The following is a 23692-nucleotide window of genomic DNA, read 5'->3' as shown; positions in this document are numbered from 1 at the left end:
GACTTTCTTTAGCAACGCAAAGAAAGTAGGAAAAAAATTTATTTTTAATTTAAAAAAGAAATACTAATAATGCTCAAACTAAACTATCACAAAACTCATTTTTTAACTTCCGCACCGGATATCCGTCATTTACCGGAAGACAATGGTGTGGAAATTGCCTTCGCCGGTCGTTCAAATGCCGGTAAATCTACTGCTCTCAATGCATTAACCAACCAAAAAAACTTAGCAAGAACTTCAAAAACACCGGGACGTACTCAGTTAATTAACTTATTTGAAGTCGAGCCGAATTGTAAACTGGTCGATTTACCGGGATACGGTTATGCCGCGGTACCTGAGCAAATGAAGCTCCAATGGCAAAAAGCGTTAGGCGAATACCTACAAAAACGTGAATGCTTACGCGGTGTGGTAATCCTAATGGACATTCGTCACCCGTTAAAAGATCTCGACCAACAGATGATCGAATGGGCGGTATCCGCACAATTACCGGTGTTATTGCTATTAACCAAAGCGGATAAACTCAGCCAAAGCGCAAGAAGTAAAACGGTAAAAATGGTGCGAGAAGCGATTTTACCGTTCCAAGGCGATATTCAAGTCGAAGCCTATTCCGCTTTAAACAAAGTCGGTATCGATAAACTTTCCGGTAAATTGGATAGCTGGTTTGCCGAGCAATTCCTCAATCAAGGAGCATAATATGTACGATTTAAACGAATTACGCCAAGAAACGGACGAGATCATCGAAAACCTATTAAACGACGGTTCGGATCCGGAAGCACTTTATATTATCGAACACCACGTGGCACACCGTGATTTTGATAAACTGGAAAAATTAGTAGTTGATGCTTATAAACTCGGCTATGAAATTTCCGAAGCGGAAGAAGTGGAAGAAGAGAACGGTAAAGTGATCTTCGTGTGCGATATCGTGAGCGAAGTCAATTTAAATGCCGACATCATTACCGCCCAACAAAAAGAATTACTGCCGCTGATTGAAAAAGTCGGTGCGGAATATGAAGGCTGGGGCACTTATTTTGAAGATCCGAATGCGGAAGATGATGAATACGGTGAAGACGGCGAATTCTTTGATGACCAAGATGAAGATTTCGAGTTTGACCAAGAAGAAATTACACGTCACTAATAGTTAAAAAATCCCCCATACATTTGTGTGGGGGATTATTTTATTGTGCTTAAAGCCCTTTTTTGACCCAATAACGATACGGGGTATTTTCCGTTTCGCTATTTAGCAATTGGTGATCCATAAATTCGCAGAAGCTCGGAATATCTCTCGTAGTGGCAGGATCATCCGCCACAATTAATAACACCTCACCTTCCGCCATATTGCGAATGGTTTTGCGTGTAAGCATTACCGGCTCCGGACAACGTAGCCCAAGTGTATCTAGTGTTTGGTCAATTTTTATATCTGTCATATTTTTCTCTTATTTTTTATCTTATGAAACAATTATTTACACAACATATCAAGCGACTACAACAAGTCGTTCAAACGATTTTAGAAACTAATTTTCTCAGCGGTTTATGGATTCATTCCGGCACAGCTCGCTATCATTTTTTAGATGATCAAACCGCCCCCTTTAAAATAAACCCGCATTTTAACTACTTATTCCCTTTTCCGACAGCAGAAAATTGCTGGTTGTTTTTAGACGGTAAAAATAAACCGACCGTCTATTTCTATGCACCGAACGATTATTGGCATACACCGCCGGTTGCTCCGACAGATGCGTTCTTTGCCGATGAATTTCAATGGGTGATTTTGCAAGATAGCCAAGAAATTGCAAAATTTATCCAAAATCCGACCGCTTGCACCTTTATCGGTGAAGATGAAAACTTGGCAGAATCGCTCGGTTTTAACCAAATCAATCCGCAAAAAGTGCTGAATCAGTTCCATTTTGAACGTTCAATTAAAAGTGAATTTGAAATCGAAGCAATCTATCAAGCACAACTTGCGGCGTTAAAAGGGCATCAGGCGGCAAAACAAGCCTTTTTTGAGGGGAAAAGTGAGTTTGAAATTAACCTCGCTTATCTAAAAGCCAGTCAGCAATCCGATTTAAACGTGCCTTACGGCAATATTGTTGCCATTAATCAACATTCGGCTATTTTGCACTATACTCAGCTTGATTACGCCCCTAATCCGCAACAGCAGAGTTTTCTGATCGATGCCGGTGCAACCATACATGGTTATGCCTCCGATATTACTCGTACTTATGCGGCTGATCCTAATAGCGAATTTGCGGCAATGATTAAGCAAATGGAGCAATACAAATATCGCATTATCGATCAACTCACTGTGGGCGTGAACTATCTAAGCTATCATACGCAAATGCAACAATGGATTGCCGAAATGTTATACGAATATGATTTTGTTCGTCTTACACCGGAACAAATTTTTGAAGAAGGAATTTCGAGAGCCTTTTTGCCACACGGTTTAGGGCATTTGCTTGGGCTACAAGTACACGATGCCGCCGGCTTCCAACAAAATCCTCGTGGCACTCGCAAATCGCCACCGGAGGTTTACCCAAGCCTGCGTTGTACCCGTGATTTGGCTGAAAATATGGTGCTGACAATTGAACCGGGCTTCTATTTCATTGATATGTTGCTGAATCCGTTGCAAAATAGCCCGCTTGCACGTCATATTAATTGGCAAAAGATCGCTGAATTTAAACAATTCGGCGGCATCCGTACCGAAGACAATATTGTAATGCGTTCGCAAGGCGCGGAGAATTTAACCCAAAAAGCGGAAATTGAACTTCAACTTTCCGATCATTAAAGCATTCAAATAAGGAACTGCTATGCCATTTCTTTTTATTTTATTCGGCATTTTTCTGTATATCTACTTCGAGATCTCATTATTGGTCTCAATCGGATCACAAATCGGGGTGTTACCGCTGATTTTGTTACTGATCGGTATTTCCGCACTAGGCTTATGGTTTGTGAAATTACGCGGTATCTACGCCATTTATTCCGTACGTAACGAATTAAGTCAAGGCAAAATCCCGACCCAAGCGGTGATCGGCTCGCTCCTGTTTATTTTAGCCGGCATTTTTTTAATTATTCCCGGTTTTTTAAGCGATATTATTGCGATTTTATTAATGTTGCCGGTAACTCGTCATATTGCCGAACGCTATTTGATGCGTTTCTTTAAAGCAAGAGCACGCTTTAGCTATTTTTCAAGCGGTCAATTTTCACAGCAAGATAACAATACGTTTGATGCCGAATTTGAACGCAAACAAGATCAAGACAAATGGATTAAATAGTGGATAAACATTCGCTCGCACTATTGAAAGTGCATTTTACCGCCATCTTTTTTGGTGCTTCCGGTATTTTTGGTGCATTAATTAAAAGCAGCCCGGATACACTTGTGCTTGGGCGAGTGATGATTGCGCTTGTTTGTATCTCTTTGTATTTTATATGGAAAAAACAAGCGCTTGTAAAACTCACTCGCCGAGAGTTATTTAGCCAAATATTGTCCGGCGTATTACTTGCCGCTCATTGGGTCACCTTTTTTACTGCGGTGCAAGTAGGTGGTGTCGCCTTAGCCACCTTAGGCTTCGCCAGCTTTCCTGCTTTTGTCGCATTATTTGAAATGCTCTTTTTTAGAGAAAAACTCAGTTATCGAGAGGGCTTTTTATTAATTGCGATTACTATCGGCTTAATATTGGTCACACCGGAATTTACTTTTGGCAATCAAGCGACATTAGGGCTTTTATGGGGCGTTTTATCCGCTTTAGTCTATGGCATATTAGCAATTGTAAACCGGAAAAACATGAGCAAATTATCCGGCACACAAACGAGCTGGTGGCAATATTTAGTGGCAATGCTGATCCTGTTACCTTTTTCAGCCAAAGGCTTACTCAATGCATCCGCCCTCGATTGGTTTTGGATTTTCTGTATCGGCTTTTTCTGTACCACATTGGCATACACGCTGTTTGTTTCCAGCCTCGATACGATTAACGCTCGTACCGCTTCGATGATTATCTCGCTTGAGCCGGTATATGCGATTGCAATTGCGTGGCTATGTTTTAACGAAGTACCGACATTAACAATGTTGATTGGCGGTGCGATTATTTTACTCTCGGTCGCTTGGGCTAACTTAAAGAAATAAATGATGTTTAAAGCTAAATTTAATCAAAAAAATAAAGCTCGTTCCGCAACAAACAAACCGAACTTGCAAAATAGAACCAAAAAACGACCGCTTAAACCACAGCTTTCGTTTGAAGATACTGTGGTTGTATTGTTTAACAAGCCGTTTGACGTGCTAACCCAATTCACTGATGAACAAGGGCGACAAACGCTGAAAGATTTTATTCCGATTCCACAGATTTATCCGGTCGGCCGTTTAGATCGTGACAGCGAAGGCTTATTGTTACTGACTAATAACGGTGAAATTCAGCACCGCCTAGCAAATCCTAAATTTGAAAAGCAAAAAACTTATCTCGCACAGGTGGAAGGTATTCCGCAAGCTGCGGATTTAGCTAAGTTAGAGAAAGGTGTTGAATTGAAAGACGGCTTAACCAAGCCGGCAAAAGCGAAAGCGATTTCCGCCCCGAATTATGAATGGCAAACCGCCCCAAAAATTCGAGAACGAAAAACCATTCCAACTAGTTGGATTGAGCTAAAAATCCACGAAGGGAAAAACCGCCAAGTACGCCGAATGACCGCACACATCGGCTTTCCGACCCTACGCTTAATCCGTATCGGTTTAGGACAATTTCAGCTAGGCGAGTTAAATAGCGGTGAATATCGAGTTTTAGATGAAAAAGAAAAACGCCAATTATTTCAACAAATTGACTTAAAAATTTAATGATTTCGGGAGCAAATATGAAAAGTTATTGGGTATTAGTACATCATTTTGATCTTGCTTTAAAAGATGATGAAATTCCTTTCGGTACAGCCGAACAATTAGGTCTAGTCGGCTTTGCTAAATTACAGGTTGGAGAATACCAAAACTCACCGGTTTTTCTAGTACAATTGAATGAGCAAGCGGTCGAAAATCTACAAAATTTTACCATGGTGAACCTACGCTCACAGATTGCTCTCCCAGAGGAATTAGCTCACCTATTACACCGAGCCGTTTCACTTAATCATTTCCTCAATACGCATAAATTCTGTGGTAAATGTGGTGCTCACACCGAACTTGCTGATAACGAAATAGCGATTCATTGCCCAAATTGCCAACATCGTAGCTACCCGACTATCAGCCCGTCTATTATCGTGGCGGTACGCCGTGGACGACAAATTTTACTCGCCAACCATCTGCGTCATAAAGGTACGATTTACACCACATTGGCCGGTTTTGTCGAAGCCGGTGAAGCGATCGAAACCACCGTTCAACGTGAAGTATGGGAAGAAAGCGGCTTAAAAATCAAAAATATCCGCTATTTCGGCAGCCAACCGTGGGCATTCCCTAACTCACTGATGTTAAGTTTTCTCGCCGATTATGATAGCGGAGAAATCACGCTACAAGAGGAAGAAATCTTCGATGCCAAATGGTTCGATTGCGATCAACCACTTCCGGAACTGCCACCGGAAGGCACGATTGCATTGGAGCTAATCAAAGAAACGCTGAAGATTTGTCGAGAGGAAGGATAACAATAATTTTATAAAGGGCTAATTAAGCCTAAACAAAAACAGGGAGAATTAAATTCTCCCTGTTGTTTTAAGATTAGCTAAATAATTTACCTAATACGCCTTTTGCCGCTTGGGCTAATAGGTCGTTGGTATTTAAGTTTTGTAGATCCGGTAATTGACCGTCTGGTGTTAATGTATCAACGATTTTTGGTAAAAACTCCGCTAATAAATCACCCGCATCTTTTTCTTCTACGCCAGCTTCTTGTGCCGCCGCTTGCAGATTTTCTTGGCCGAATACATTTGCGATTTGCTCGCCGGATACCGGTGCGTTTTCTTCATCCGCACTAATCCACGTTTTTAATAAATCGTCTAAACCGCCTTGTTGTAATTTAGCGATTACGCCTTCAACGCCACCTTGAGATTGTAGTAACGCTTGAATTAATTGAAGTGCTGTTGATTGATTGCCGTTACCGCCACTTAATACGGATGATGCGATTGAGCCTAAAATGTTTCCTAACATAGGTTTACTCCGAGAAATGTGCCTAAGCACGTTTTTATTTACTGAGTTGCTACTCAGCCTAGATAATTAAGCGGTCCGATTTGCAAAGTTTTTTGCAATTTTGACCGCTTGTTTCCGCCGATTCTAAGCCAGAATTCGGCGAACACGTTCCAAATCTTCTTGCGTATCCACCCCCACTTGAGGTGCCTGTTTAGCAAGTTCGATATGAATTTTTTCTCCGTACCATAACGCACGTAGTTGCTCTAACGATTCCAATTGTTCTAATTGGGTCGGCTGCCAAGCGACGTATTGTTTCACAAAGCCGGCACAGTATGCGTAGATACCGATATGGCGTAAGTAATTCTGGCTTGCGACAAAAGCGTCATCACAGTCTGCGAAATGATCACGGGCAAACGGAATCGGCGCACGAGAGAAATAGAGTGCCATACCGTTTTTATCTGCCAGCGCTTTGACGGCATTCGGATTGAAAAGTTCTTCTTTGGTGGTTAATTTTACCGCTAATGTCGCCATATTCACTTGGCAACGATCTAAATTTTCTGCCACTTGCGAGACGATCACCGGCGGGATCAACGGCTCATCACCTTGTACATTCACGATAATTTCATCATCGGCAATCTGCATCTTTTCAATCACTTCCGCTAAACGTTCCGTACCTGAATTATGTTGATCCGAAGTCATGCACACTTCCGCGCCAAATGCTTTGGCGGTTGCTTCAATCTCCGGATGGTCGGTCGCAATAATCACCCGTGTTGCACCGGCTTGTTGCGCTTTTTCCCATACGTGCTGAATCATCGGCTTACCGGCAATATCTAACAACGGTTTACGAGGTAAGCGGCTTGAAGCGTAACGTGCCGGAATAATCACAGTAAAATTCATACAATTTCCTTTATAAAAAACACGGAACATCCTATCGAATCAACATAGCAAAATTCTTGTGAAATTTAACCGCTTGTTTGAATGGAGCTAATATTCCGTAAAAATCTTTAGGCTTCTAACGCATCTAAGAAACGTTCTGCATCTAACGCAGCCATACAGCCTGTGCCTGCTGAAGTGATTGCTTGGCGATAGTTATGATCCATAACGTCACCGGCAGCAAATACGCCTTCTACACTAGTTGCAGTCGCATTGCCTTCTAAGCCCGATTTCACTTTAATGTAACCGTTATCCAATTCAAGCTGACCGTCAAAAATGGCAGTATTCGGTGCGTGACCGATTGCGACAAAGAAACCATCCACTTTAATTTCTTCTTTGCTCTCGTCTTTGGTTGAAGCTAAACGCACACCGGTTACGCCCATATTATCGCCTAACACTTCTTCGACCGTTCTGTCAGTGTGAAGAATAATTTTGCCTTCTTCCACGCGTTTCTGTAAGCGGCCTAATAAAATTTTCTCGGCACGGAAGCTGTCACGGCGATGCACTAAATGCACTTCACTAGCGATATTGGCTAAATATAACGCTTCTTCAACCGCAGTATTACCGCCGCCAACAACCGCAACCGGTTTGTTACGATAGAAGAAACCGTCACAAGTCGCACAAGCCGATACGCCTTTGCCTTTAAAAGCTTCTTCAGAAGGTAAACCTAAATATTTTGCCGATGCACCGGTTGCGATAATTAACGCATCACAGGTGAAGGTATTAATATCGCCTTTTAAAGTAAACGGACGCTTTGATAAATCTACGCTATTGATGTGGTCGAAAACGATTTCCGTATTAAATTTTTCAGCGTGTTTCAGCATTTTATCCATTAAACCGGTACCGGTAGTATGCTCATACTCGCCCGGCCAGTTTTCAATTTCATCGGTAGTAGTTAATTGACCGCCTTGTTGCATACCTGTAACTAATACCGGATTTAAATTCGCACGAGCGGCGTAAACGGCTGCGGTATAGCCCGCCGGGCCTGAACCTAAAATTAAAAGTTTTGCGTGTTTAACTGTCATTATGTAATCCTTATTAATAAATATCGTTGCTATTTTAGCGTAAATTTAGTTGTAACTCTATTTTCGTTTTCACTCATATTTTTTTCGATTTTGTGAAGTAACTAACAGAAATTCGCCTCGAATTTTGGTTAAATTGGGACAAATTCTTCTTTTAAAAGGATAAACACCGATGAAAAAACTTATCAATTCAATCGAAACTGTCTTACAGGAACAGTTAGCCGGTTTTGCCAAAGCACATCCTACTATTACTCTGAATACCGAGCCGACTTATGTACGCCGAGCTGATGCACCGGTTGCCGGTAAAGTAGCATTGATTTCCGGTGGCGGGAGCGGACACGAGCCGATGCACGCCGGTTTTGTGGGTAAGGGAATGTTAGACGGTGCTTGTCCGGGTGCGATTTTTACTTCTCCGACACCGGATCAAATGTTTGAATGCGGTTTAAATGTCGATAGCGGCGAAGGCGTGTTATTACTTATTAAAAATTATACCGGTGACGTTTTAAATTTTGAAACCGCAACCGAACTTCTTGCCGATAGTGGGGTAAAAGTTGCAACCGTATTAATTGATGATGACGTAGCGGTCAAAGACAGCTTATATACCGCCGGTCGCCGCGGCGTTGCTAACACAGTGTTATTAGAAAAACTATTAGGCGCAGCGGCAGATAAAGGTTACAACTTATCGCAATTAGCCGAACTCGGTTACAAATTAAATAATGCAGGTCATTCGATTGGTGTTGCGCTTGGCGCTTGTACCGTACCTGCAGCCGGTAAACCGTCTTTCACTTTAGCCGAAAACGAAATGGAATTTGGTGTAGGAATTCACGGCGAACCGGGCATTGAACGCCGTCCGTTTGAGAACCTCGATAAAACCGTACGCCAAATGTTTGAAACACTCATCGCACACGGCGATTATGAGCGTACTGTACGCCGTTGGGATAACGACACTCAACAATGGAACGAAGTGTTAGATAAAAAACAAGCGTTACAAAAAGGCGATCGTGTGATTGCGTTAGTGAATAACTTAGGTGCGGTACCGCTTTCAGAATTATATGGTGTTTACAATGTGCTTGCCGATTGTTGTGAACAATTCGGTTTAACGATTGAGCGTAATTTGGTCGGTTCATTCTGTACCTCACTCGATATGCAAGGTGTTTCTATTACCTTACTAAAAGTCGATGATGAAACCTTAGCACTTTGGGATGCACCGGTTAATACGCCGGCATTACGTTGGGGAGAATAAGATGGCGATTTCAAAACAACAAATCCTACAATGGCTTGAAAATTGTAATCAGGTGATGACTGAGCAACGAGATTTTCTCACACAGTTGGATACCGAAATCGGTGACGGCGATCACGGTTTAAATATGCAACGAGGCTTTAGTAAGGCGTTAGAAAAAATTGCTACCGTAAGCGATAAAGATATCGGTACGATCTTAAAAACGGTCGGTATGACGTTACTCTCTCAAGTCGGCGGTGCAAGCGGGCCTTTATACGGCACTTTATTTATCAAAGGTTCACAAGTTGCTAACGGTAAAGAACAACTAACTTTTGAAGAACTTGTTAGCATCTTCAAAGCCGGCGTGGAAGGCATTATTGCGCGTGGGCGTGCAGAACCGGGTGATAAAACTCTGTGTGACGTTTGGCTTCCGTTGCTTGATGAATTAGCCCAAGCGGATCACTCTCAGCCTGAAGCCGTTCTACTTAATCAAGCGGTCGAAAAAGCCGAAAATTTTGCAAAAGCCACCGTGCCGATGACAGCTAAAAAAGGGCGAGCCAGCTATTTAGGCGAACGTAGCGTTGGTCATGCGGATCCCGGCGCAACATCAAGCTATTATTTAATCAAAGCTTTAGCTGATGCGGTTAAATAGGAGTAGTGATGGTTAATTTAGTGATTGTTTCGCATAGTAAACAGCTTGGAGAAGGCGTAGCGGAAATTACCCGCCAAATGGCACAAGGTTCGTGCAAAATCGCAGTCGCAGCCGGTATCGATGATCCGGATAATCCGATTGGTACGGATGCAGTAAAAATTATGAATGCAATTGAAGACGTATTCAGCGAAGACGGCGTGTTAATTTTTGTCGATCTCGGCAGTGCGATTTTAAGCGCGGAAACCGCGATTGATTTACTTGAGCCTGAAAAAGCGGAAAAAGTGGTAATTAGCTATGCGCCGTTGGTTGAAGGCGCATTCGCTGCAGCAGTCGCTGCTGCCGGAGGTGATGATTTAGCTTCAGTATTACAAGAAGCAAATGAAGCAGCTGCATTAAAGCAGCAACAAGCGGTCTAATTTTCTGAAAAATTTACCCAATAAAAAATGAGGCGGAGTAACTCTTCCGCCTCATTTTTTGCTTCAAATACGATTAATAGAGCAATGAATAAAGCTGACGTCTAAATTTCGGCACAACAGGATCATTACCCAAAGCGGAAAGAATCGCTAAAAATTGGCTTTTAACTTCGCCGTTTGCACTATTTAAATCGGCTTTTAGCCAATCAAACAATAGCACTAACGCCTCTTCATTTTTATGTGCTTGATGTAACTGATTTGCTAAACGAATCGCAATTTCCGGAGTTTTGTTATTTGCATAATCTGCTTGTAATTGCTGTAATTCAGGTGATTCGTTTGCTTGTTCTAACAACTCGATCTGTGCCTGTAAACCGTTCCAACGACTATCACGATCTTGAATCGGAATTTGCTTTAAGATTTCACGAGCCTCTTCCACTTTCTTCATCACGATAAATGTTTCCGCATAAAGCAATGCGAAATCACTGTTTTTCTTATCGGTCATTTCCCATGCCGATTTGAGTAGCGGTAACGCTTCTTCATAACACTGATCTTGCAGCAATTCTAAAGCTTGATTAAATTTAAGCTCTTCTTCTTTCGGTAAAATATTGGCTAAACGCACTCGCATTTCTTGCTCGGAAATTGCCCCTTGAATCATATCAACCGGTTGCCCGCCAGAAAAAAGATACATGGTCGGAATCGTTTGAATTCTAAATTGAGCTGCCAATGCTTGTTGTTCGTCACAATTCACGGTTGCCAATAAAAATTGTGCCGGATTTTCATCCGCCAACCGGCGTAATAATGAATCCATTTCCAATGAAGCCACTTCTCTCGGCGAGATAAAATTAAACACGACCGGCACTTGTGTCGCCGCATTCCACACTTCACTAAAATTACTTTCGGTAACATTGACAAAATAATTCATACTCTTTTCCTAATCTAAAAAATCGGCAAATTATACTTTATTTTTAGTAAGCCGTTTCAATCGGTAAACCGCTTCTTTCCCAACCGTCGAAACCGCCTTTCACGCTATATACGCGATCAAAACCCTGTTCGACTAAAAATTGTGCGGTATTACGACTGCTCACGCCGTGATAGCACATGACGATGACCGGTTCTTCATAATCCACTTCATCTAAAAAACGCCCGTAGCTTTCATTAGTTAAATGGAACGCATCTTGCGGATGGCTATAGGCATAACGACGTCCATCACGAATATCCGCTAAAGTCGCACCTTCGTTTTCGATTAATTCCCACGCCTGATGCGGGCTGATCTCAGTAAATGTTTCACTCATATTTCATGCTCAATAAGAAAAATAAACCAAATAAAATTAATCGACTATACCATAAGACGTTTACAAAAATAAACGAGAATACCTATTATTACGAGTTGAATTTTCTGACTTACTTAGTATAATTGCAAACCATTTTCATTATACAGAACTCACTGTTTGCTTCTTTTAGACTGTTTCCGAGGATTTTATGGAACAAATGCTTGAACTTTTACAAGGTCATGTTGATTATATTATTTTAGGCTTATTACTATTAATGAGTGTTGTGTTGGTATGGAAAATTATTGAACGCGTACTTTTCTACAAACAATTGGATGTGACCAAATATGACACGCTACAAGATTTGGAAATTGATACCACTCGCAATTTAACCACCATTTCCACTATCGGTGCCAACGCCCCTTATATCGGTTTATTAGGAACCGTATTAGGGATCTTACTTACCTTCTATCATTTAGGGCATTCCGGCGGTGATATTGACGCCGCATCCATTATGGTTCACCTTTCGCTTGCATTAAAAGCAACCGCAGCCGGTATCTTAGTCGCTATTCCGGCAATGATGTTCTACAGCGGTTTTAACCGTAAAGTGGATGAAAGCAAACTTAAATGGCAAGCGATTCAAGCTCGTAAAGCCAATCAATAAGCGGTCAAATTTCACTTATTTTTTGCAACTCAATCAGGCTTCTTATGAAAAAATTTGACGAAATTAATATTATTCCCTTTATCGACATTATGTTGGTATTACTGGCTATCGTGTTGGTAACCGCTTCATTTATTTCTCAAGGAAAAATTCCGGTTAATATTCCGAAAGCGACCACAACTCAAGCGATGAAAGCGGACGAATTGGCAAAACTTCTGACGATTACCGAAAACAACGAGTTTTATTTCAACGATCAGCCGATTACCAAAGAAGCACTCACGAGCGAGATTGCAACTTGGGATAAAACCCAAAAAGTAACCTTAAAAGTGGACGGTGCGGTAGCCTTTGAAAAATTTGTCGAACTGACTGATGTTCTCTCTGCGAATGAAATTAAGAATGTCGCTATCGTGACCAAAAAAGATACCTCGAAGAAATAGGATACGAGTATGAAGAAAAAACATTCTCGTATCGGTTTAACCGGCTCCATTCTTATCCATACCGCTATTTTCGGCGGTTTAGCCTCTATGGTAACCCATTCTCATTCCGATGATTTACCCCAAGAAGAAACGATGTCTATGGAGTTAGTCGCCGCACTTTTGGAACAACCTCAAGTTGCCGTCGCACAAGAAGAGCCGGCACCGCCGGAGCCGGAGAAAGTCGAAGTCGAGCCGGAACCGGAGCCTGAAGCGGAAGCTATTCCAGAACTTAAACCTCAGCCTAAGCCGAAAGAAAAACCGAAGGAAAAGCCTAAGGAAAAACCAAAACCGAAAGAACCGCCAAAGCCTAAAGAAAAAGAAAAACCTAAAAAAGAGAAAGTAAAAGATAAACCGATTAAGGCGTTAGAAAAAGGTCCTGAAGCAAAACAAGGTATTGTCGCCAAAGCGATTCCTAATGCGGTACAAGGCACTCAATTACGTGCAGGTATTCCAAACGGTAAACCGGAAGGTAATCCGAACGGTCTTTCCGCCAACGGTTCACAAAACGGTGCGGTAGGCGGTAGTGGTAGCGGAGCTTCCGGAAGTGAAATCGGTGCGTATAAAGCGGCATTACAACGTGCATTACAACGCCGAGCCAATAACGCTTATCCGACTCGAGAAAAAATGATGCGCAAAACGGGCGTGGTTACTATCGGTTTTACCGTATCCTCTTCCGGCGAGTTAATCAATGTCAAAGTGTTAAACAGTTCCGGTAACGGTAATCTTGATAATGCGGCGGTCAAAGCGGCACAAAGCACGAAAGTTTCACCGCCGCCGGCGGGATTCCCGAGTAATGTGACCGTTCCGGTGAAATTCTCGATTGAATAAATCTTGTCAATAAGCTCCCGTAAGGGAGCTTATTTTTACTTAAGCCAAGCGGTCGTTTTTAGCTTACTTGTTGCAAAAAATCGACAAAAGATAACCGCTTGCCTAAAGCGGAGTGCTTAAGTAAAATAAACCGTTTCTATTTTTATTATACAAATTGAGGAAAATATAATGTTTGGAAAAGGCGGCTTAGGCGGTTTAATGAAACAAGCTCAGCAAATGCAAGAGCGTATGCAGAAAATGCAAGAAGAAATCGCACAGCTTGAAGTCACCGGCGAATCCGGTGCGGGTTTAGTCAAAGTAACGATCAATGGCGCACATAATTGCCGTCGTATCGAAATCGATCCGTCATTAATGGAAGACGATAAAGAGATGGTGGAAGATTTAGTCGCTGCCGCATTCAATGATGCCGTTCGCCGTGCGGAAGAAATGCAAAAAGAAAAAATGGCAAGCGTGACCGCCGGCATGCAATTACCGCCGGGCATGAAATTCCCATTCTAATTTAGCGATAATGGATAGTTCGCTTTATTGCGGCTATCCATTATTAATTTTCAACTATCCGTTTCTATTTATGCAAATTAGCCCTTTACTCGAAAATCTGATGGAAGCCCTACGTGCATTACCCGGCGTCGGTCCGAAATCCGCACAACGTATGGCGTATCATTTATTGCAACGCAATCGTTCCGGCGGTATCAATTTATCCAAAGCCTTAAATGAAGCGATGACGCATATCGGTCATTGCCGTTCTTGCCGTACTTTTACCGAAGAAGACGAATGCAATATTTGTAAAAATCCTCGTCGCCAAATGAGCGGTCAGCTTTGCGTAGTAGAAATGCCGGAAGATATTCAAGCGATTGAACAAACCGGACAGTTTTCGGGACGTTATTTCGTATTAATGGGACATCTTTCACCGCTAGACGGTATCGGACCGAGAGAAATCGGCTTGGATTTGTTACAAAGCCGTTTAGAAAACGAATCTTTTCACGAAGTTATTCTAGCTACCAATCCGACCATTGAAGGTGATGCCACCGCCAACTATATTGCGGAAATGTGCCGCATTCACAACGTGAAAGTAACTCGAATTGCGCATGGGATTCCGGTCGGCGGTTCATTAGAAATGGTGGACGGTACGACCCTTTCCCACTCTTTTGCCGGCAGACGAGATATTTCGTTATAAGGCGAAAAGGTTATTTGGCTAGTCATAAAAGTCTGATACAATTACTCAAGTATTAATCACTAGAGGTTATCATGGAAACTATCGATACTATTGAAAAAATCAAAAAACAAATCGGCGAAAACTCAATTCTCCTTTATATGAAAGGTTCACCGAAATTCCCTTCATGTGGTTTCTCTGCACGTGCGGTAGAAGCGGTAATCAACTGCCAAGTGCCGTTCGGTTATGTAGATATTTTAACTAATCCGGATATTCGTGCCGAGTTACCGAAATTCGCAAACTGGCCGACTTTCCCACAATTATGGGTGGAAGGCGAATTAGTTGGAGGTTGCGACATCGTGTTAGAAATGTTCCAAAAAGGCGAATTACAAACCTTATTAAAAGAAGTGGCTGCAAAACACGCTTAATTCTTTTACAAACAGTTAGCCCAAGCAATTCGCTTGGGCTTTTTTATCGAAAAAATGCCGTTTTGCTCTTACATTCTTATTCGTTTTTGGCTTACAATGTAAAAATTCATTTGTAATACATAACAATAAGGACACAACAACATGGCTTTAAAAGATTTAGACTGGGCCAATTTAGGCTTCTCATATATCAAAACGGATTATCGCTTCATCGCCCACTGGAAAGACGGTAAATGGGACGAAGGTCAATTAACCACGGATAACACTCTCCATATTCACGAAGGTTCCACCGCACTTCACTACGGTCAACAATGTTTCGAAGGCTTAAAAGCTTATCGCTGCAAAGACGGTTCTATTAACTTATTCCGCCCTGAAGAGAATGCAAAACGTATGCAAGGCACTGCTCGCCGTTTATTAATGGCGGAAGTGCCGACCGAATTATTTGTACGCGCCTGTAAAGAAGTGGTGAAAGCAAACCAAGATTGGTTAGGCCCGTACGGCTCGGGTGCAACGCTTTACTTACGTCCGTTCTTAATCGGCGTGGGTGATAACATCGGAGTGAAAGCGGCGCCGGAATACATTTTCTCGGTATTCTGCTGTCCGGTCGGTGCTTATTTCAAAGGCGGTTTAGCACCGTCCAACTTCATCACAACCGACTATGACCGTGCCGCACCGGTTGGAACCGGCGGAGTTAAAGTCGGCGGTAACTATGCGGCAAGTTTGTTACCGCACGAATTAGCCGTACAACAAGGTACGGCAACCCGTAAATTTGCCGATGCGATCTACCTTGATCCGAAAACTCACACCAAAATTGAAGAAGTGGGTGCGGCAAACTTCTTCGGGATTACCAAAGGCAATAAATTTATTACTCCTGCGTCTGAATCAATCTTACCAAGTATTACCAAATACTCGTTATTACATATTGCTAAAGAACGTTTAGGTATGGAAACGATTGAGGGTGACGTATATATCGATCAATTGGATCAATTTGCTGAAGCCGGTGCTTGCGGTACGGCGGCGGTAATTACACCGGTCGGCGGTATTCAACATAAAGATAACTTCCACGTATTCTATTCGGAAACGGAAGTCGGCCCGGTAACAAAACGCCTATATGCGGAACTTACCGGTATCCAATTCGGTGATGTCGAAGCGCCGGAAGGCTGGATTGTTAAAGTAGAATAAGCCGATTTAAGCTATGCAAGCGGTAAAATTTTGCAATTTTTTTGCAAATTTCTACCGCTTGTTTTCTTTCAAACATAAGGAATATTATGATTCAACGTATTGATGTCAGTAAACGTTTCTCTGAAGTCGCGATTTATAACGGCGTGGCTTATCTTGCAGGCCAAGTGCCGACGGACGATAGCCAAGACGCTTATCAACAAACCAAACAAGTATTGGCGGAAATTGATAAATGCTTAGCTAAAGCCAATACCGATAAAAGTAAGATCTTAATAGCGACCGTCTATCTTGCGAATATGGCTTATTATGATGAAATGAACCGTGCTTGGGACGAATGGGCAGCGGAAAATAATGCGCCGCCACGTGCTGCGGTGGAAGCAAGACTGGCAAATCCGAATTGGAAGGTTGAAATTGTCGTTACTGCAGCCATTTAATAACAAGGCGTAAGTATTTGCTTACGCTCCTTGCTTAGCCTGAAAGGAGGGAAAATGAAAGTATTTCATCGACACGCTCATATTTTCTTTATTGGCGGAGCCGCCGACCTTGAACCCTATTACTTTGTCGGGCCACTGCACAATATTACGATTGCACAAAAAAAATTAGCCCGCCAAGTCAAAAAATACTTAGCACATCATGCTAATATTCATTTCCATTCTCTAAGTTATAATCGTGTTTATTATTTAAGCGATATCGAGTTAAACGTCTTAGTCAAAATCCAGCCGCAAGATCTGATTTACATTATCGGACACAGTTTAGGCGGCTGGAATGCCACGCATTTAGCGCGAATTCTAAAAGATAAAGGCTACCGAGTTCGTATTCTTGCAACACTTGATCCGGTTGGGGAAGGTACGCTGGTTTGGATGGGGTCAAATATTTTTAAAAATCCGGAACCGAAGCCGCTTGCCGACTTTTGGATAAATATTCAAGCGGAAAACGACGATTTGGATCTCTCGGATATTGTGGCGCAAATAGGTCGTCAATGGCTCCTTAGCGATGAGCCTGACATCAACGAAAAGCTATACATTCATCATTCGGATGCTCAACGTATGCTAAGACACAAATTACATACCGGCAAATCCATTATGGACTATATCATCGAAAACATTCGACAACTTTTATAACTGCGACGATTCTTACTTTACGATTGTCCGATAATTATTTTAGAATATAAATTAAATTCTTATAACAAGGACAAACAATGAATATCAGCGAAAAATTCCCCGAGACAATTACCAAATTATTACGTAATATCTTAAGCGTATTACTTATTATTTTAGCTATCGTACTCATTATTGCCCTGGTTAAAGTAACCTATGGGCTATGTGTAATGATTATCACCAGCGGTGCGACCGTCCCTTATGCTCTTGCCGAACAAATCGTAATGTTCTTTCTCTACTTCGGTTTCCTAGGACTCATTTCACAATATTTTAAGAGCGGTTACCACTTCCCTTTACGCTATTTTATTTATGCTGGGATCACCGCCATGTTACGCTTGATTATTGTCGATCACGAAAGTGCAACGAACACGATTCTATTCGCCGGCGCAATCTTATTGATGGTTATCGCACTCTGCTTAGTGCTTTATTCGGATAAATTGAGAAATATCTAATAATAAAAAAACAAGCGGTTGTTTTTCGCAAATTTTTTGCAAGAAACGACCGCTTGGCTATCTTAAGACTAACTATTCCACCATAAAACAGGCGATTTTAGTGCCGTTTTCGTAGTTTTTTAATTGAGGTTGTTCCGCTTTACATTTTTCAGTCGCCAAACGGCAACGAGCGTGGAACGCACAACCTTTCGGCGGATTTAACGGGCTGGGTAATTCGCCGGTTAATTTAATCCGCTCACGACGTTGTTCCGGATTTAAGCGAGGTGTCGCCGAAAGCAATGCTTGGGTATAAGGATGACGAGGATTGCTGAAAATCGCTTTGGTTTCGCCTTGTTCTACCACTCGTCCTAAGTACATTACCATCACTTCATCGGCAATATGCTCAACCACCGACAGATCGTGCGAAATGAAAACATAAGAAAGCCCCATATCCTCTTGCAGATCCATCATCAAATTAAGCACCTGCGCACGCACCGATACGTCCAATGCCGAAACCGGCTCATCCGCCACGACCATATCAGGATTGAGCATTAAGCCTCTGGCAATCGCAATACGCTGGCGTTGCCCGCCGGAAAACATATGCGGATAGCGGTCGTAAAACTCGGGTTTTAAACCGACTTTACTCATCATTTCCAACACTTTCGCTTTACGCTCAGCCGCCGATAAATCGGTATTAATTAATAACGGCTCTTCTAAAATACTGCCCACTTTTTTACGTGGATTCAGCGAGCTATAAGGGTTTTGAAAAACAATCTGAATTTTCTTACGGCGTAATGCAGCAGTTTCTTTATCATTGACTAAGAAATTTTGTCCTTTATAAAACAGCTCACCTTCAGTCGGGCTTTCAATCATGGTGAGCATTCGCCCCAAGGTTGATTTACCGCAGCCGGATTCGCCAACCACCGCTAATGTTTTGCCTCGTTCCAATTGGAATGACACGCCATCTACCGCTTTAACTGTTTTCGGTTTAGCAAATAAACCTTGCTTAACCAGATAATATTTTTTCAGCTTTTTCGCATCAAGAAGCGGTGCGTTTTGTTCGTTTTTTTGCAAATCAGTCATTTCGCTTCTCCGTTATTGTTGGGTAGTCGGTACGCCATTTTCATCTAACGGGAAATGGCATTTCACTTGGCGACCGTTTAAAACACGTAATTCAGGTTCGCTGGTTCGGCATTTATCCGTTGCATACGGACAGCGAGGATTCAGCAAACAGCCTTGCGGTCGGTCGTATCTGCCGGGAACCACTCCGGGTAGCGATTGCAAACGAGATTTACCTTCGGCAAACTCCGGCAACGCTTCCAGCAACGCTTGCGTATAGGGGTGAAGCGGTGCTTTAAAGATTAATTCCGCTTTACCTTCTTCCACCACTTGCCCTGCATACATCACGATAATACGATGTGCCGATTCCGCTACTAACGCTAAATCATGGGTAATCAGAATCAACGCCATATTTTCTTTACGTTGTAATTCCAACAATAAATCAATAATTTGAGCTTGAATCGTTACGTCTAATGCGGTGGTCGGTTCGTCCGCAATCAATAATTTCGGATTGCACGCAATCGCCATTGCGATCATCACACGCTGGCTCATACCGCCCGAAAGCTGATGCGGATACACCTCTAAACGAGATTGCGGATCCGGAATACCGACCATCGTCAATAATTCAATCGCACGTTCACGACGAGCCGCTTTTGAACCGCCTTGATGCACTTTCAACGCTTCCATAATTTGGAACCCGACCGTATAACTCGGGTTAAGACTGGTCATTGCATCTTGGAAAATCATCGACACGTCCGCACCGACAATTTTTTGCTTTTCTTTCGGTTTTAACGCTAATAAATTATTGCCGTTAAACTCAAGCGAGTTTGCCGCCACACGACCGGGGAAGTCAATTAAGCCCATAATCGCTAACGAGCTAACCGACTTACCCGATCCGGATTCACCGACAATGCCTAACACTTCGCCTTCGTTTATCGTATAACTAATACGATCTACCGCTTTGAAGGGCGCTTTCTCATCACCGAAATGGACAGAAAGCTGATCTACCGTTAATAAAGCCATCTTGCTCTCCTTATTGTTTCAGTTTCGGATCGAGCGCATCACGTAAGCCGTCACCCATTAAGTTAAACGCTAATACAAGCGATAAAATCGCAAGCCCCGGAATGGTTACCAACCAGTTCGCCGATTGCATAAAGCCACGAGATTCCGCCAACATTGTACCTAATTCTGGTGTCGGCGGCTGCGCACCTATTCCTAAGAAGCCAAGTGCGGCAAGTTCTAAAATCGCATTGGAAATACCCATCGTCATTTGTACGATTAACGGTGCCAGACAGTTCGGTAAAATCACAATAAACATTAAACGTAATACACCGGCACCGGCAACTCGACTCGCGACTACATAATCACGATTTTTTTCGCTCATCACCGAAGCACGAGTTAAACGCACATAGCTTGGAATCGAAACAATCGCAATCGCAATCGCCGCATTAATCAAAGAAGGGCCTAAAATCGTAACCACACCAATGGTGAGAAGTAGGCTCGGAATTGCCAACATAATATCGACAAAACGCATAATCACGATATCAATCACACCACCGTAATAGCCGGCAAGTAAGCCTAAAATCACGCCGAATACGCAAGATAAAATCACAATTACCAAACCGATAAATACCGATAAACGCGCACCGTAGATAATGCGAGAAAGAATATCACGCCCAATATCATCGGTTCCTAACAAATAAGTGGAATTACCACCCTCCATCCACGCCGGAGGCAGTAATAAGGCACTACGGTTTTGCTCAATCGGGTCAAAAGGTGCGACCCAACCTGCAAATACTGCAGCAAAAAAGACAAGAGTAATAAAGGCAAGCCCGATAACCGCACCACGGTTTTGGCAAAAGTAATACCAAAACTCTTGTAAAGGTGTCTTCGGAGCCGGTGCCGAAAGGGTTGTTGAAGACATTATGTATCTCACTCCATTCAAATCATTTTGCAAAATGTTGCGTAAATTTAACCGCTTGTAAAAGCTGAAAAATAGGCTTAGTGATGTCGAATTCTTGGGTTAACAACACCATAAATTAAATCAACGGTTAAGTTCACTAAAATAATAATCGTTGCAATAATTAATACCGAACCTTGTAAAACCGGATAGTCACGCGCATTAATCGCATCAATAATCCATTTACCGATACCCGGCCACGAGAAAATATTTTCGGTAAGTACCGCACCGGAAAGTAACTGCCCCACAATTAATCCCACAACGGTAACTACCGGAATCAAAGCATTACGTAACGCATGGACAATCACAATACGGGTAGTATTCAAACCTTTTGCTTTTGCGGTACGAATATAATCTTCGCCTAACACTTCCAACATTGAAGAGCGAGTCATACGAGTTACCACCGCCAACGGAATAGTACCTAATACGATCGAAGGTAAAATTAGCGATTTAATTGCAGCGATAAATGCTCCCGGCTCATCTGAAACCCAAGTGTCATACAGCATAAAGCCGGTTTCCGCTTCAATCCAATATTCGGAAGGCAAACGCCCTGAAGCCGGTAAGCCCAGCGGTGTGGAAAAATAGAGAATTAAGATTAGACCCCACCAGAAAATCGGCATCGAATAGCCGGTTAAAGATAAAGTAGTAACCGTATGGGAAATCCAAGAATCTTTCTTCACTGCGGCAATTACGCCAAGGAAAATCCCAAATACGAGCGACCATAATAATGCAAAGAAGGCTAATTCAACCGTTGCCGGGAATAGGGTAAAAAATTCTTTTAACACCGGTTCGTTATTACGGAATGAATTGCCGAGATCGCCCTGAAAGATTCCCTTAATATAATTAAAATATTGTTCAGGTAAGGGTAAATCTAAACCAAGCTGAGCCATCATCTGAGCGTGAACCGCCGGATCTAGACCTCGTTCCCCCATCCGAATTTCAATCGGATCGCCCGGAATTAAATGCACTAAGGCAAAAGTAATTAACGTTATCGCCAAAAAGGTTGGGATAACCATCAAAAGACGTTTAAGAATAAATGAAAACATTAGGTAATACTCGTTATTTGAACCACGGAAAATATGAAAAACACGGCATTAAGCGGTAAAATTCAGCGAATTTTTTACAAATAGCCGATAACTCTCTGCCGTGCTTTTCAATGGTTAATAAGAGAACTTATTTTGCCTCTAAATCAACACCGTAGAAATTATGTAAGCTAAATGGGCTGATCACATAACTTTTTACTTCCTTACGAACAGGGAAATAAGTGGTTGAGTGAGCAATGGTTACCCATGGTGCTTGTTCTTTGAAAAGTACTTGCGCTTGTTTATAAAGCTCGGTACGTTTTGCTTTATCAGTTGTTTGAACCGCATCGGTCATTAGCTTATCAAAATCTTTATGACAGAATTTTGCATAGTTAGAACCTTGTTTTACCGCCGCACAACTTAATAAGGTATTTAGGAAGTTATCCGGATCACCGTTATCACCGTTCCAGCCCATCATACCGGTTGTATGTTCGCCGTCACGCATACGATTGAGATATTCACCCCATTCGTAACTCACGATTTTGGCATTCACACCCACTTTTTTCCAATCTTCTTGGATAAGCTCCGCCATACGACGTGCGTTCGGATTATACGGACGAGAAACCGGCATTGCCCACACTTCAGTATCAAAACCTTTTTCAAGTCCGGCTTCTTTTAACAGGGCTTTGGCTTTTTCCGGATTATAGTCATAATCCTTCACTGCATCGTTATAACTCCACATTGTCGGTGGAATCGGATTTTTCGCTTTTTCACCGGAACCTTGATAAACCGACTGAATAATCGCATCTTTGTTAATTGCATGATTTAACGCTTGACGCACTTTCACATCATCAAACGGTTTTTTCTGCGTATTGAAATGTAAATAACCGATATTTAAACCCGGTTTGGTCATTAAATTGATATTCGGATCTTTTTTCAATGCTTCCAGATCAGCCGGATTCGGGTAAGGTGCTGCATGACATTCGCCTTTTTGTAATTTCGCCATACGCACCGAAGCATCCGGTGTAATTGCAAAGACTAAGCGATCAATCGCCGGCTTGCCGGCCCAATATTGATCAAAGCCTTTGTAACGAATCTGAGCATCCTTTTGGTAATCGACAAATTGGAATGGACCGGTGCCGATAGGATTTTGATCTAATTTTTCAGGCGTTCCCGCTTTCAATAATTTATCCGCATATTCTGCAGAGAAAATCGAAGCAAAATCCATCGCAATATTTGCTAAGAATGGTGCATTCGGAACTTTTAGATTAATTTTAACCGTATAATCATCCACTTTCTCAACATTTTGAATAATGTTGCCCATATCCATACCGATAAAATATTCATAGTTACCACCGGATATTTTATGATACGGATGATTCGGATCTAATTGACGATTGAATGAGAACAAAACATCGTCCGCATTAAAATCACGACTCGGTTTAAAATCTTTAGTCGAATGGAATTTCACCCCTTTACGTAAATAAAAGGTATAACTTTTGCCGTCTTCCGACACATCCCATTTTTCCGCTAAAGAAGGTATAACTGTTGTTTCTCCTTTAGCAAAATCAACTAAACGATTAAAAATCGCTTGGCTGGTTGCATCAAGCGTACCGCCGTCTGTAGCAAATTGCGGATTTAAGTAAGTCGGTGAGGCTTCTAAGCAGTAAACAAATGTTTTTGGGGCAGCTAAAGCGGAACTTGAAGCCGCTATAGCTAATGAGAGAAGCGAGAGTTTTGTAAGTTTTTTCATTGAATACT

Annotated in this window: 31 protein-coding genes; 20 read left to right on the top strand and 11 right to left on the bottom strand. The window is 42.2% G+C overall.

Features of this window, described 5'->3' with window-relative positions; translation table 11 throughout:
* The first annotated feature begins 69 nt into the window (after positions 1-69).
* A complete protein-coding gene (gene yihA, locus DRF63_RS00495; RefSeq protein WP_005595740.1) occupies positions 70-690 on the top strand; it encodes a ribosome biogenesis GTP-binding protein YihA/YsxC in 621 nt (206 codons plus the stop codon).
* 1 nt (position 691) lies between these two features.
* A complete protein-coding gene (gene rraB, locus DRF63_RS00490) occupies positions 692-1132 on the top strand; it encodes a ribonuclease E inhibitor RraB (protein WP_005595739.1) in 441 nt (146 codons plus the stop codon).
* Between the two features lie 49 nt (positions 1133-1181).
* Here rraB and tusA read toward each other — a convergent pair whose 3' ends face one another.
* Positions 1182-1421: a sulfurtransferase TusA gene (gene tusA / locus DRF63_RS00485; RefSeq protein WP_005603270.1), complete on the bottom strand. Its 240-nt coding sequence runs from the start codon at positions 1419-1421 to the stop codon at positions 1182-1184.
* 23 nt (positions 1422-1444) lie between these two features.
* Here tusA and pepQ point away from each other — a divergent pair, with 23 nt between their 5' ends.
* Genes pepQ through nudC form a run of 5 tightly spaced genes read left to right on the top strand, consistent with a single transcriptional unit; the run spans position 1445 to position 5598 of the window.
* Positions 1445-2776 carry a Xaa-Pro dipeptidase gene (pepQ, locus tag DRF63_RS00480; RefSeq protein WP_005595736.1) on the top strand — a complete coding sequence of 444 codons (1332 nt, stop codon included), beginning with the start codon at positions 1445-1447 and terminating at the stop codon, positions 2774-2776.
* A 22-nt stretch (positions 2777-2798) separates the two neighbouring features.
* On the top strand, positions 2799-3263 hold the full coding sequence (locus DRF63_RS00475; RefSeq protein ID WP_005595735.1) for an FxsA family protein: 465 nt from the start codon (positions 2799-2801) through the stop codon (positions 3261-3263).
* Positions 3263-4111, top strand: a complete 849-nt coding sequence (locus DRF63_RS00470; protein ID WP_005595732.1) for a DMT family transporter — start codon at positions 3263-3265, stop codon at positions 4109-4111. The genes DRF63_RS00475 and DRF63_RS00470 overlap by 1 nt, the downstream gene beginning before the upstream one ends.
* Entirely contained in the window at positions 4112-4810 is a 699-nt protein-coding gene (locus tag DRF63_RS00465; RefSeq protein ID WP_043947919.1) for a pseudouridine synthase, read from the top strand. It begins immediately after the preceding gene.
* Positions 4810-5598 carry an NAD(+) diphosphatase gene (gene nudC / locus DRF63_RS00460; protein ID WP_005595729.1) on the top strand — a complete coding sequence of 263 codons (789 nt, stop codon included), beginning with the start codon at positions 4810-4812 and terminating at the stop codon, positions 5596-5598. The genes DRF63_RS00465 and nudC overlap by 1 nt, the downstream gene beginning before the upstream one ends.
* A 73-nt stretch (positions 5599-5671) precedes the next feature.
* On the opposite strand, the gene DRF63_RS00455 is transcribed toward nudC, so the two are convergent.
* The 3 genes from DRF63_RS00455 to trxB all read right to left on the bottom strand — a co-directional run bounded on the left by DRF63_RS00455 (position 5672) and on the right by trxB (position 8034).
* Positions 5672-6097, bottom strand: a complete 426-nt coding sequence (locus DRF63_RS00455) for a YidB family protein (RefSeq protein ID WP_005595728.1) — start codon at positions 6095-6097, stop codon at positions 5672-5674.
* Positions 6098-6220: 123 nt separating this feature from the next.
* Positions 6221-6973, bottom strand: a complete 753-nt coding sequence (gene kdsB / locus DRF63_RS00450; RefSeq protein WP_043991695.1) for a 3-deoxy-manno-octulosonate cytidylyltransferase — start codon at positions 6971-6973, stop codon at positions 6221-6223.
* Positions 6974-7080: 107 nt separating this feature from the next.
* On the bottom strand, positions 7081-8034 hold the full coding sequence (gene trxB, locus DRF63_RS00445; RefSeq protein WP_005595726.1) for a thioredoxin-disulfide reductase: 954 nt from the start codon (positions 8032-8034) through the stop codon (positions 7081-7083).
* Between the two features lie 169 nt (positions 8035-8203).
* On the opposite strand from trxB, the gene dhaK reads away from it, so the two are divergent.
* The 3 genes from dhaK to dhaM are packed head-to-tail and all read left to right on the top strand — an operon-like array spanning position 8204 to position 10318.
* The gene (dhaK, locus tag DRF63_RS00440; RefSeq protein ID WP_005595725.1) at positions 8204-9274 is read left to right on the top strand and encodes a dihydroxyacetone kinase subunit DhaK; all 1071 of its coding nucleotides are present in this window, start codon (positions 8204-8206) and stop codon (positions 9272-9274) included.
* Between the two features lies 1 nt (position 9275).
* Positions 9276-9902, top strand: a complete 627-nt coding sequence (dhaL, locus tag DRF63_RS00435; RefSeq protein ID WP_005595724.1) for a dihydroxyacetone kinase subunit DhaL — start codon at positions 9276-9278, stop codon at positions 9900-9902.
* A gap of 8 nt (positions 9903-9910) precedes the next feature.
* Entirely contained in the window at positions 9911-10318 is a 408-nt protein-coding gene (dhaM, locus tag DRF63_RS00430; RefSeq protein WP_005595723.1) for a dihydroxyacetone kinase phosphoryl donor subunit DhaM, read from the top strand.
* Between the two features lie 73 nt (positions 10319-10391).
* On the opposite strand, the gene DRF63_RS00425 is transcribed toward dhaM, so the two are convergent.
* Both DRF63_RS00425 and glpE read right to left on the bottom strand, forming a co-directional pair.
* On the bottom strand, positions 10392-11237 hold the full coding sequence (locus DRF63_RS00425) for a co-chaperone YbbN (protein ID WP_005595722.1): 846 nt from the start codon (positions 11235-11237) through the stop codon (positions 10392-10394).
* 43 nt (positions 11238-11280) lie between these two features.
* On the bottom strand, positions 11281-11607 hold the full coding sequence (glpE, locus tag DRF63_RS00420; RefSeq protein WP_005595720.1) for a thiosulfate sulfurtransferase GlpE: 327 nt from the start codon (positions 11605-11607) through the stop codon (positions 11281-11283).
* A 187-nt stretch (positions 11608-11794) separates the two neighbouring features.
* Between glpE and exbB the strand changes: the two genes are divergently transcribed.
* The 10 genes from exbB (at position 11795) to psiE (ending at position 17911) form a co-directional block, all read left to right on the top strand.
* Positions 11795-12247 carry a TonB-system energizer ExbB gene (exbB, locus tag DRF63_RS00415; RefSeq protein WP_005595719.1) on the top strand — a complete coding sequence of 151 codons (453 nt, stop codon included), beginning with the start codon at positions 11795-11797 and terminating at the stop codon, positions 12245-12247.
* Between the two features lie 44 nt (positions 12248-12291).
* Entirely contained in the window at positions 12292-12681 is a 390-nt protein-coding gene (gene exbD, locus DRF63_RS00410; RefSeq protein WP_005595717.1) for a TonB system transport protein ExbD, read from the top strand.
* Positions 12682-12690: 9 nt separating this feature from the next.
* Positions 12691-13548 (top strand): energy transducer TonB family protein, encoded by an 858-nt coding sequence (locus tag DRF63_RS00405; RefSeq protein WP_005595716.1) that lies wholly within the window; start codon positions 12691-12693, stop codon positions 13546-13548.
* Between the two features lie 168 nt (positions 13549-13716).
* Complete coding sequence (locus tag DRF63_RS00400; protein ID WP_005600053.1) at positions 13717-14046, top strand: YbaB/EbfC family nucleoid-associated protein; 330 nt, start codon at positions 13717-13719, stop codon at positions 14044-14046.
* Positions 14047-14116: 70 nt separating this feature from the next.
* Complete coding sequence (gene recR, locus DRF63_RS00395; RefSeq protein ID WP_005618700.1) at positions 14117-14722, top strand: recombination mediator RecR; 606 nt, start codon at positions 14117-14119, stop codon at positions 14720-14722.
* A gap of 71 nt (positions 14723-14793) precedes the next feature.
* Positions 14794-15126 (top strand): Grx4 family monothiol glutaredoxin, encoded by a 333-nt coding sequence (grxD, locus tag DRF63_RS00390; protein WP_005595713.1) that lies wholly within the window; start codon positions 14794-14796, stop codon positions 15124-15126.
* A 141-nt stretch (positions 15127-15267) separates the two neighbouring features.
* Complete coding sequence (locus tag DRF63_RS00385; protein ID WP_005595712.1) at positions 15268-16305, top strand: branched-chain amino acid aminotransferase; 1038 nt, start codon at positions 15268-15270, stop codon at positions 16303-16305.
* An 86-nt stretch (positions 16306-16391) separates the two neighbouring features.
* Complete coding sequence (locus DRF63_RS00380) at positions 16392-16736, top strand: RidA family protein (protein WP_005595710.1); 345 nt, start codon at positions 16392-16394, stop codon at positions 16734-16736.
* Between the two features lie 54 nt (positions 16737-16790).
* A complete protein-coding gene (locus DRF63_RS00375) occupies positions 16791-17423 on the top strand; it encodes a hydrolase (RefSeq protein WP_005595707.1) in 633 nt (210 codons plus the stop codon).
* A 77-nt stretch (positions 17424-17500) separates the two neighbouring features.
* Positions 17501-17911 (top strand): phosphate-starvation-inducible protein PsiE, encoded by a 411-nt coding sequence (psiE, locus tag DRF63_RS00370; protein WP_005595704.1) that lies wholly within the window; start codon positions 17501-17503, stop codon positions 17909-17911.
* A gap of 72 nt (positions 17912-17983) precedes the next feature.
* On the opposite strand, the gene DRF63_RS00365 is transcribed toward psiE, so the two are convergent.
* The 5 genes from DRF63_RS00365 to DRF63_RS00345 all read right to left on the bottom strand — a co-directional run bounded on the left by DRF63_RS00365 (position 17984) and on the right by DRF63_RS00345 (position 23684).
* Positions 17984-18973 carry a peptide ABC transporter ATP-binding protein gene (locus DRF63_RS00365; RefSeq protein WP_005595702.1) on the bottom strand — a complete coding sequence of 330 codons (990 nt, stop codon included), beginning with the start codon at positions 18971-18973 and terminating at the stop codon, positions 17984-17986.
* A gap of 12 nt (positions 18974-18985) precedes the next feature.
* Positions 18986-19972, bottom strand: a complete 987-nt coding sequence (gene dppD / locus DRF63_RS00360; RefSeq protein ID WP_005595699.1) for a dipeptide ABC transporter ATP-binding protein — start codon at positions 19970-19972, stop codon at positions 18986-18988.
* A 10-nt stretch (positions 19973-19982) separates the two neighbouring features.
* Positions 19983-20873 (bottom strand): ABC transporter permease subunit, encoded by an 891-nt coding sequence (locus DRF63_RS00355; protein WP_005595697.1) that lies wholly within the window; start codon positions 20871-20873, stop codon positions 19983-19985.
* A 77-nt stretch (positions 20874-20950) separates the two neighbouring features.
* The gene (locus DRF63_RS00350; RefSeq protein ID WP_005595696.1) at positions 20951-21955 is read right to left on the bottom strand and encodes an ABC transporter permease subunit; all 1005 of its coding nucleotides are present in this window, start codon (positions 21953-21955) and stop codon (positions 20951-20953) included.
* Between the two features lie 127 nt (positions 21956-22082).
* Positions 22083-23684 carry an ABC transporter substrate-binding protein gene (locus DRF63_RS00345; protein ID WP_005595695.1) on the bottom strand — a complete coding sequence of 534 codons (1602 nt, stop codon included), beginning with the start codon at positions 23682-23684 and terminating at the stop codon, positions 22083-22085.
* Between the last annotated feature and the right edge of the window lie 8 nt (positions 23685-23692).

Origin of the sequence: Actinobacillus pleuropneumoniae, from assembly GCF_003290385.1 — a bacterium.
Classification (GTDB): domain Bacteria; phylum Pseudomonadota; class Gammaproteobacteria; order Enterobacterales; family Pasteurellaceae; genus Actinobacillus; species Actinobacillus lignieresii.
This window is presented reverse-complemented; position numbering and strand designations above follow the sequence as displayed.

Excerpts from the sequence above, each read along its gene's own strand:
- trxB (WP_005595726.1), bottom strand. The coding sequence starts at position 8,034 with ATGACAGTTAAACACGCAAAACTTTTAATTTTAGGTTCAGGCCCGGCG.
- DRF63_RS00385 (WP_005595712.1), top strand. The coding sequence starts at position 15,268 with ATGGCTTTAAAAGATTTAGACTGGGCCAATTTAGGCTTCTCATATATC.
- exbB (WP_005595719.1), top strand. The coding sequence starts at position 11,795 with ATGGAACAAATGCTTGAACTTTTACAAGGTCATGTTGATTATATTATT.
- pepQ (WP_005595736.1), top strand. The coding sequence starts at position 1,445 with ATGAAACAATTATTTACACAACATATCAAGCGACTACAACAAGTCGTT.
- dppD (WP_005595699.1), bottom strand. The coding sequence starts at position 19,972 with ATGGCTTTATTAACGGTAGATCAGCTTTCTGTCCATTTCGGTGATGAG.
- nudC (WP_005595729.1), top strand. The coding sequence starts at position 4,810 with ATGATTTCGGGAGCAAATATGAAAAGTTATTGGGTATTAGTACATCAT.
- DRF63_RS00455 (WP_005595728.1), bottom strand. The coding sequence starts at position 6,097 with ATGTTAGGAAACATTTTAGGCTCAATCGCATCATCCGTATTAAGTGGC.
- yihA (WP_005595740.1), top strand. The coding sequence starts at position 70 with ATGCTCAAACTAAACTATCACAAAACTCATTTTTTAACTTCCGCACCG.
- DRF63_RS00380 (WP_005595710.1), top strand. The coding sequence starts at position 16,392 with ATGATTCAACGTATTGATGTCAGTAAACGTTTCTCTGAAGTCGCGATT.
- dhaL (WP_005595724.1), top strand. The coding sequence starts at position 9,276 with ATGGCGATTTCAAAACAACAAATCCTACAATGGCTTGAAAATTGTAAT.
- DRF63_RS00400 (WP_005600053.1), top strand. The coding sequence starts at position 13,717 with ATGTTTGGAAAAGGCGGCTTAGGCGGTTTAATGAAACAAGCTCAGCAA.
- dhaK (WP_005595725.1), top strand. The coding sequence starts at position 8,204 with ATGAAAAAACTTATCAATTCAATCGAAACTGTCTTACAGGAACAGTTA.
- DRF63_RS00345 (WP_005595695.1), bottom strand. The coding sequence starts at position 23,684 with ATGAAAAAACTTACAAAACTCTCGCTTCTCTCATTAGCTATAGCGGCT.
- DRF63_RS00465 (WP_043947919.1), top strand. The coding sequence starts at position 4,112 with ATGATGTTTAAAGCTAAATTTAATCAAAAAAATAAAGCTCGTTCCGCA.
- DRF63_RS00475 (WP_005595735.1), top strand. The coding sequence starts at position 2,799 with ATGCCATTTCTTTTTATTTTATTCGGCATTTTTCTGTATATCTACTTC.
- rraB (WP_005595739.1), top strand. The coding sequence starts at position 692 with ATGTACGATTTAAACGAATTACGCCAAGAAACGGACGAGATCATCGAA.
- DRF63_RS00405 (WP_005595716.1), top strand. The coding sequence starts at position 12,691 with ATGAAGAAAAAACATTCTCGTATCGGTTTAACCGGCTCCATTCTTATC.
- DRF63_RS00375 (WP_005595707.1), top strand. The coding sequence starts at position 16,791 with ATGAAAGTATTTCATCGACACGCTCATATTTTCTTTATTGGCGGAGCC.
- tusA (WP_005603270.1), bottom strand. The coding sequence starts at position 1,421 with ATGACAGATATAAAAATTGACCAAACACTAGATACACTTGGGCTACGT.
- dhaM (WP_005595723.1), top strand. The coding sequence starts at position 9,911 with ATGGTTAATTTAGTGATTGTTTCGCATAGTAAACAGCTTGGAGAAGGC.
- DRF63_RS00350 (WP_005595696.1), bottom strand. The coding sequence starts at position 21,955 with ATGTTTTCATTTATTCTTAAACGTCTTTTGATGGTTATCCCAACCTTT.
- grxD (WP_005595713.1), top strand. The coding sequence starts at position 14,794 with ATGGAAACTATCGATACTATTGAAAAAATCAAAAAACAAATCGGCGAA.
- DRF63_RS00355 (WP_005595697.1), bottom strand. The coding sequence starts at position 20,873 with ATGTCTTCAACAACCCTTTCGGCACCGGCTCCGAAGACACCTTTACAA.
- psiE (WP_005595704.1), top strand. The coding sequence starts at position 17,501 with ATGAATATCAGCGAAAAATTCCCCGAGACAATTACCAAATTATTACGT.
- kdsB (WP_043991695.1), bottom strand. The coding sequence starts at position 6,973 with ATGAATTTTACTGTGATTATTCCGGCACGTTACGCTTCAAGCCGCTTA.
- DRF63_RS00425 (WP_005595722.1), bottom strand. The coding sequence starts at position 11,237 with ATGAATTATTTTGTCAATGTTACCGAAAGTAATTTTAGTGAAGTGTGG.
- DRF63_RS00365 (WP_005595702.1), bottom strand. The coding sequence starts at position 18,973 with ATGACTGATTTGCAAAAAAACGAACAAAACGCACCGCTTCTTGATGCG.
- exbD (WP_005595717.1), top strand. The coding sequence starts at position 12,292 with ATGAAAAAATTTGACGAAATTAATATTATTCCCTTTATCGACATTATG.
- glpE (WP_005595720.1), bottom strand. The coding sequence starts at position 11,607 with ATGAGTGAAACATTTACTGAGATCAGCCCGCATCAGGCGTGGGAATTA.
- recR (WP_005618700.1), top strand. The coding sequence starts at position 14,117 with ATGCAAATTAGCCCTTTACTCGAAAATCTGATGGAAGCCCTACGTGCA.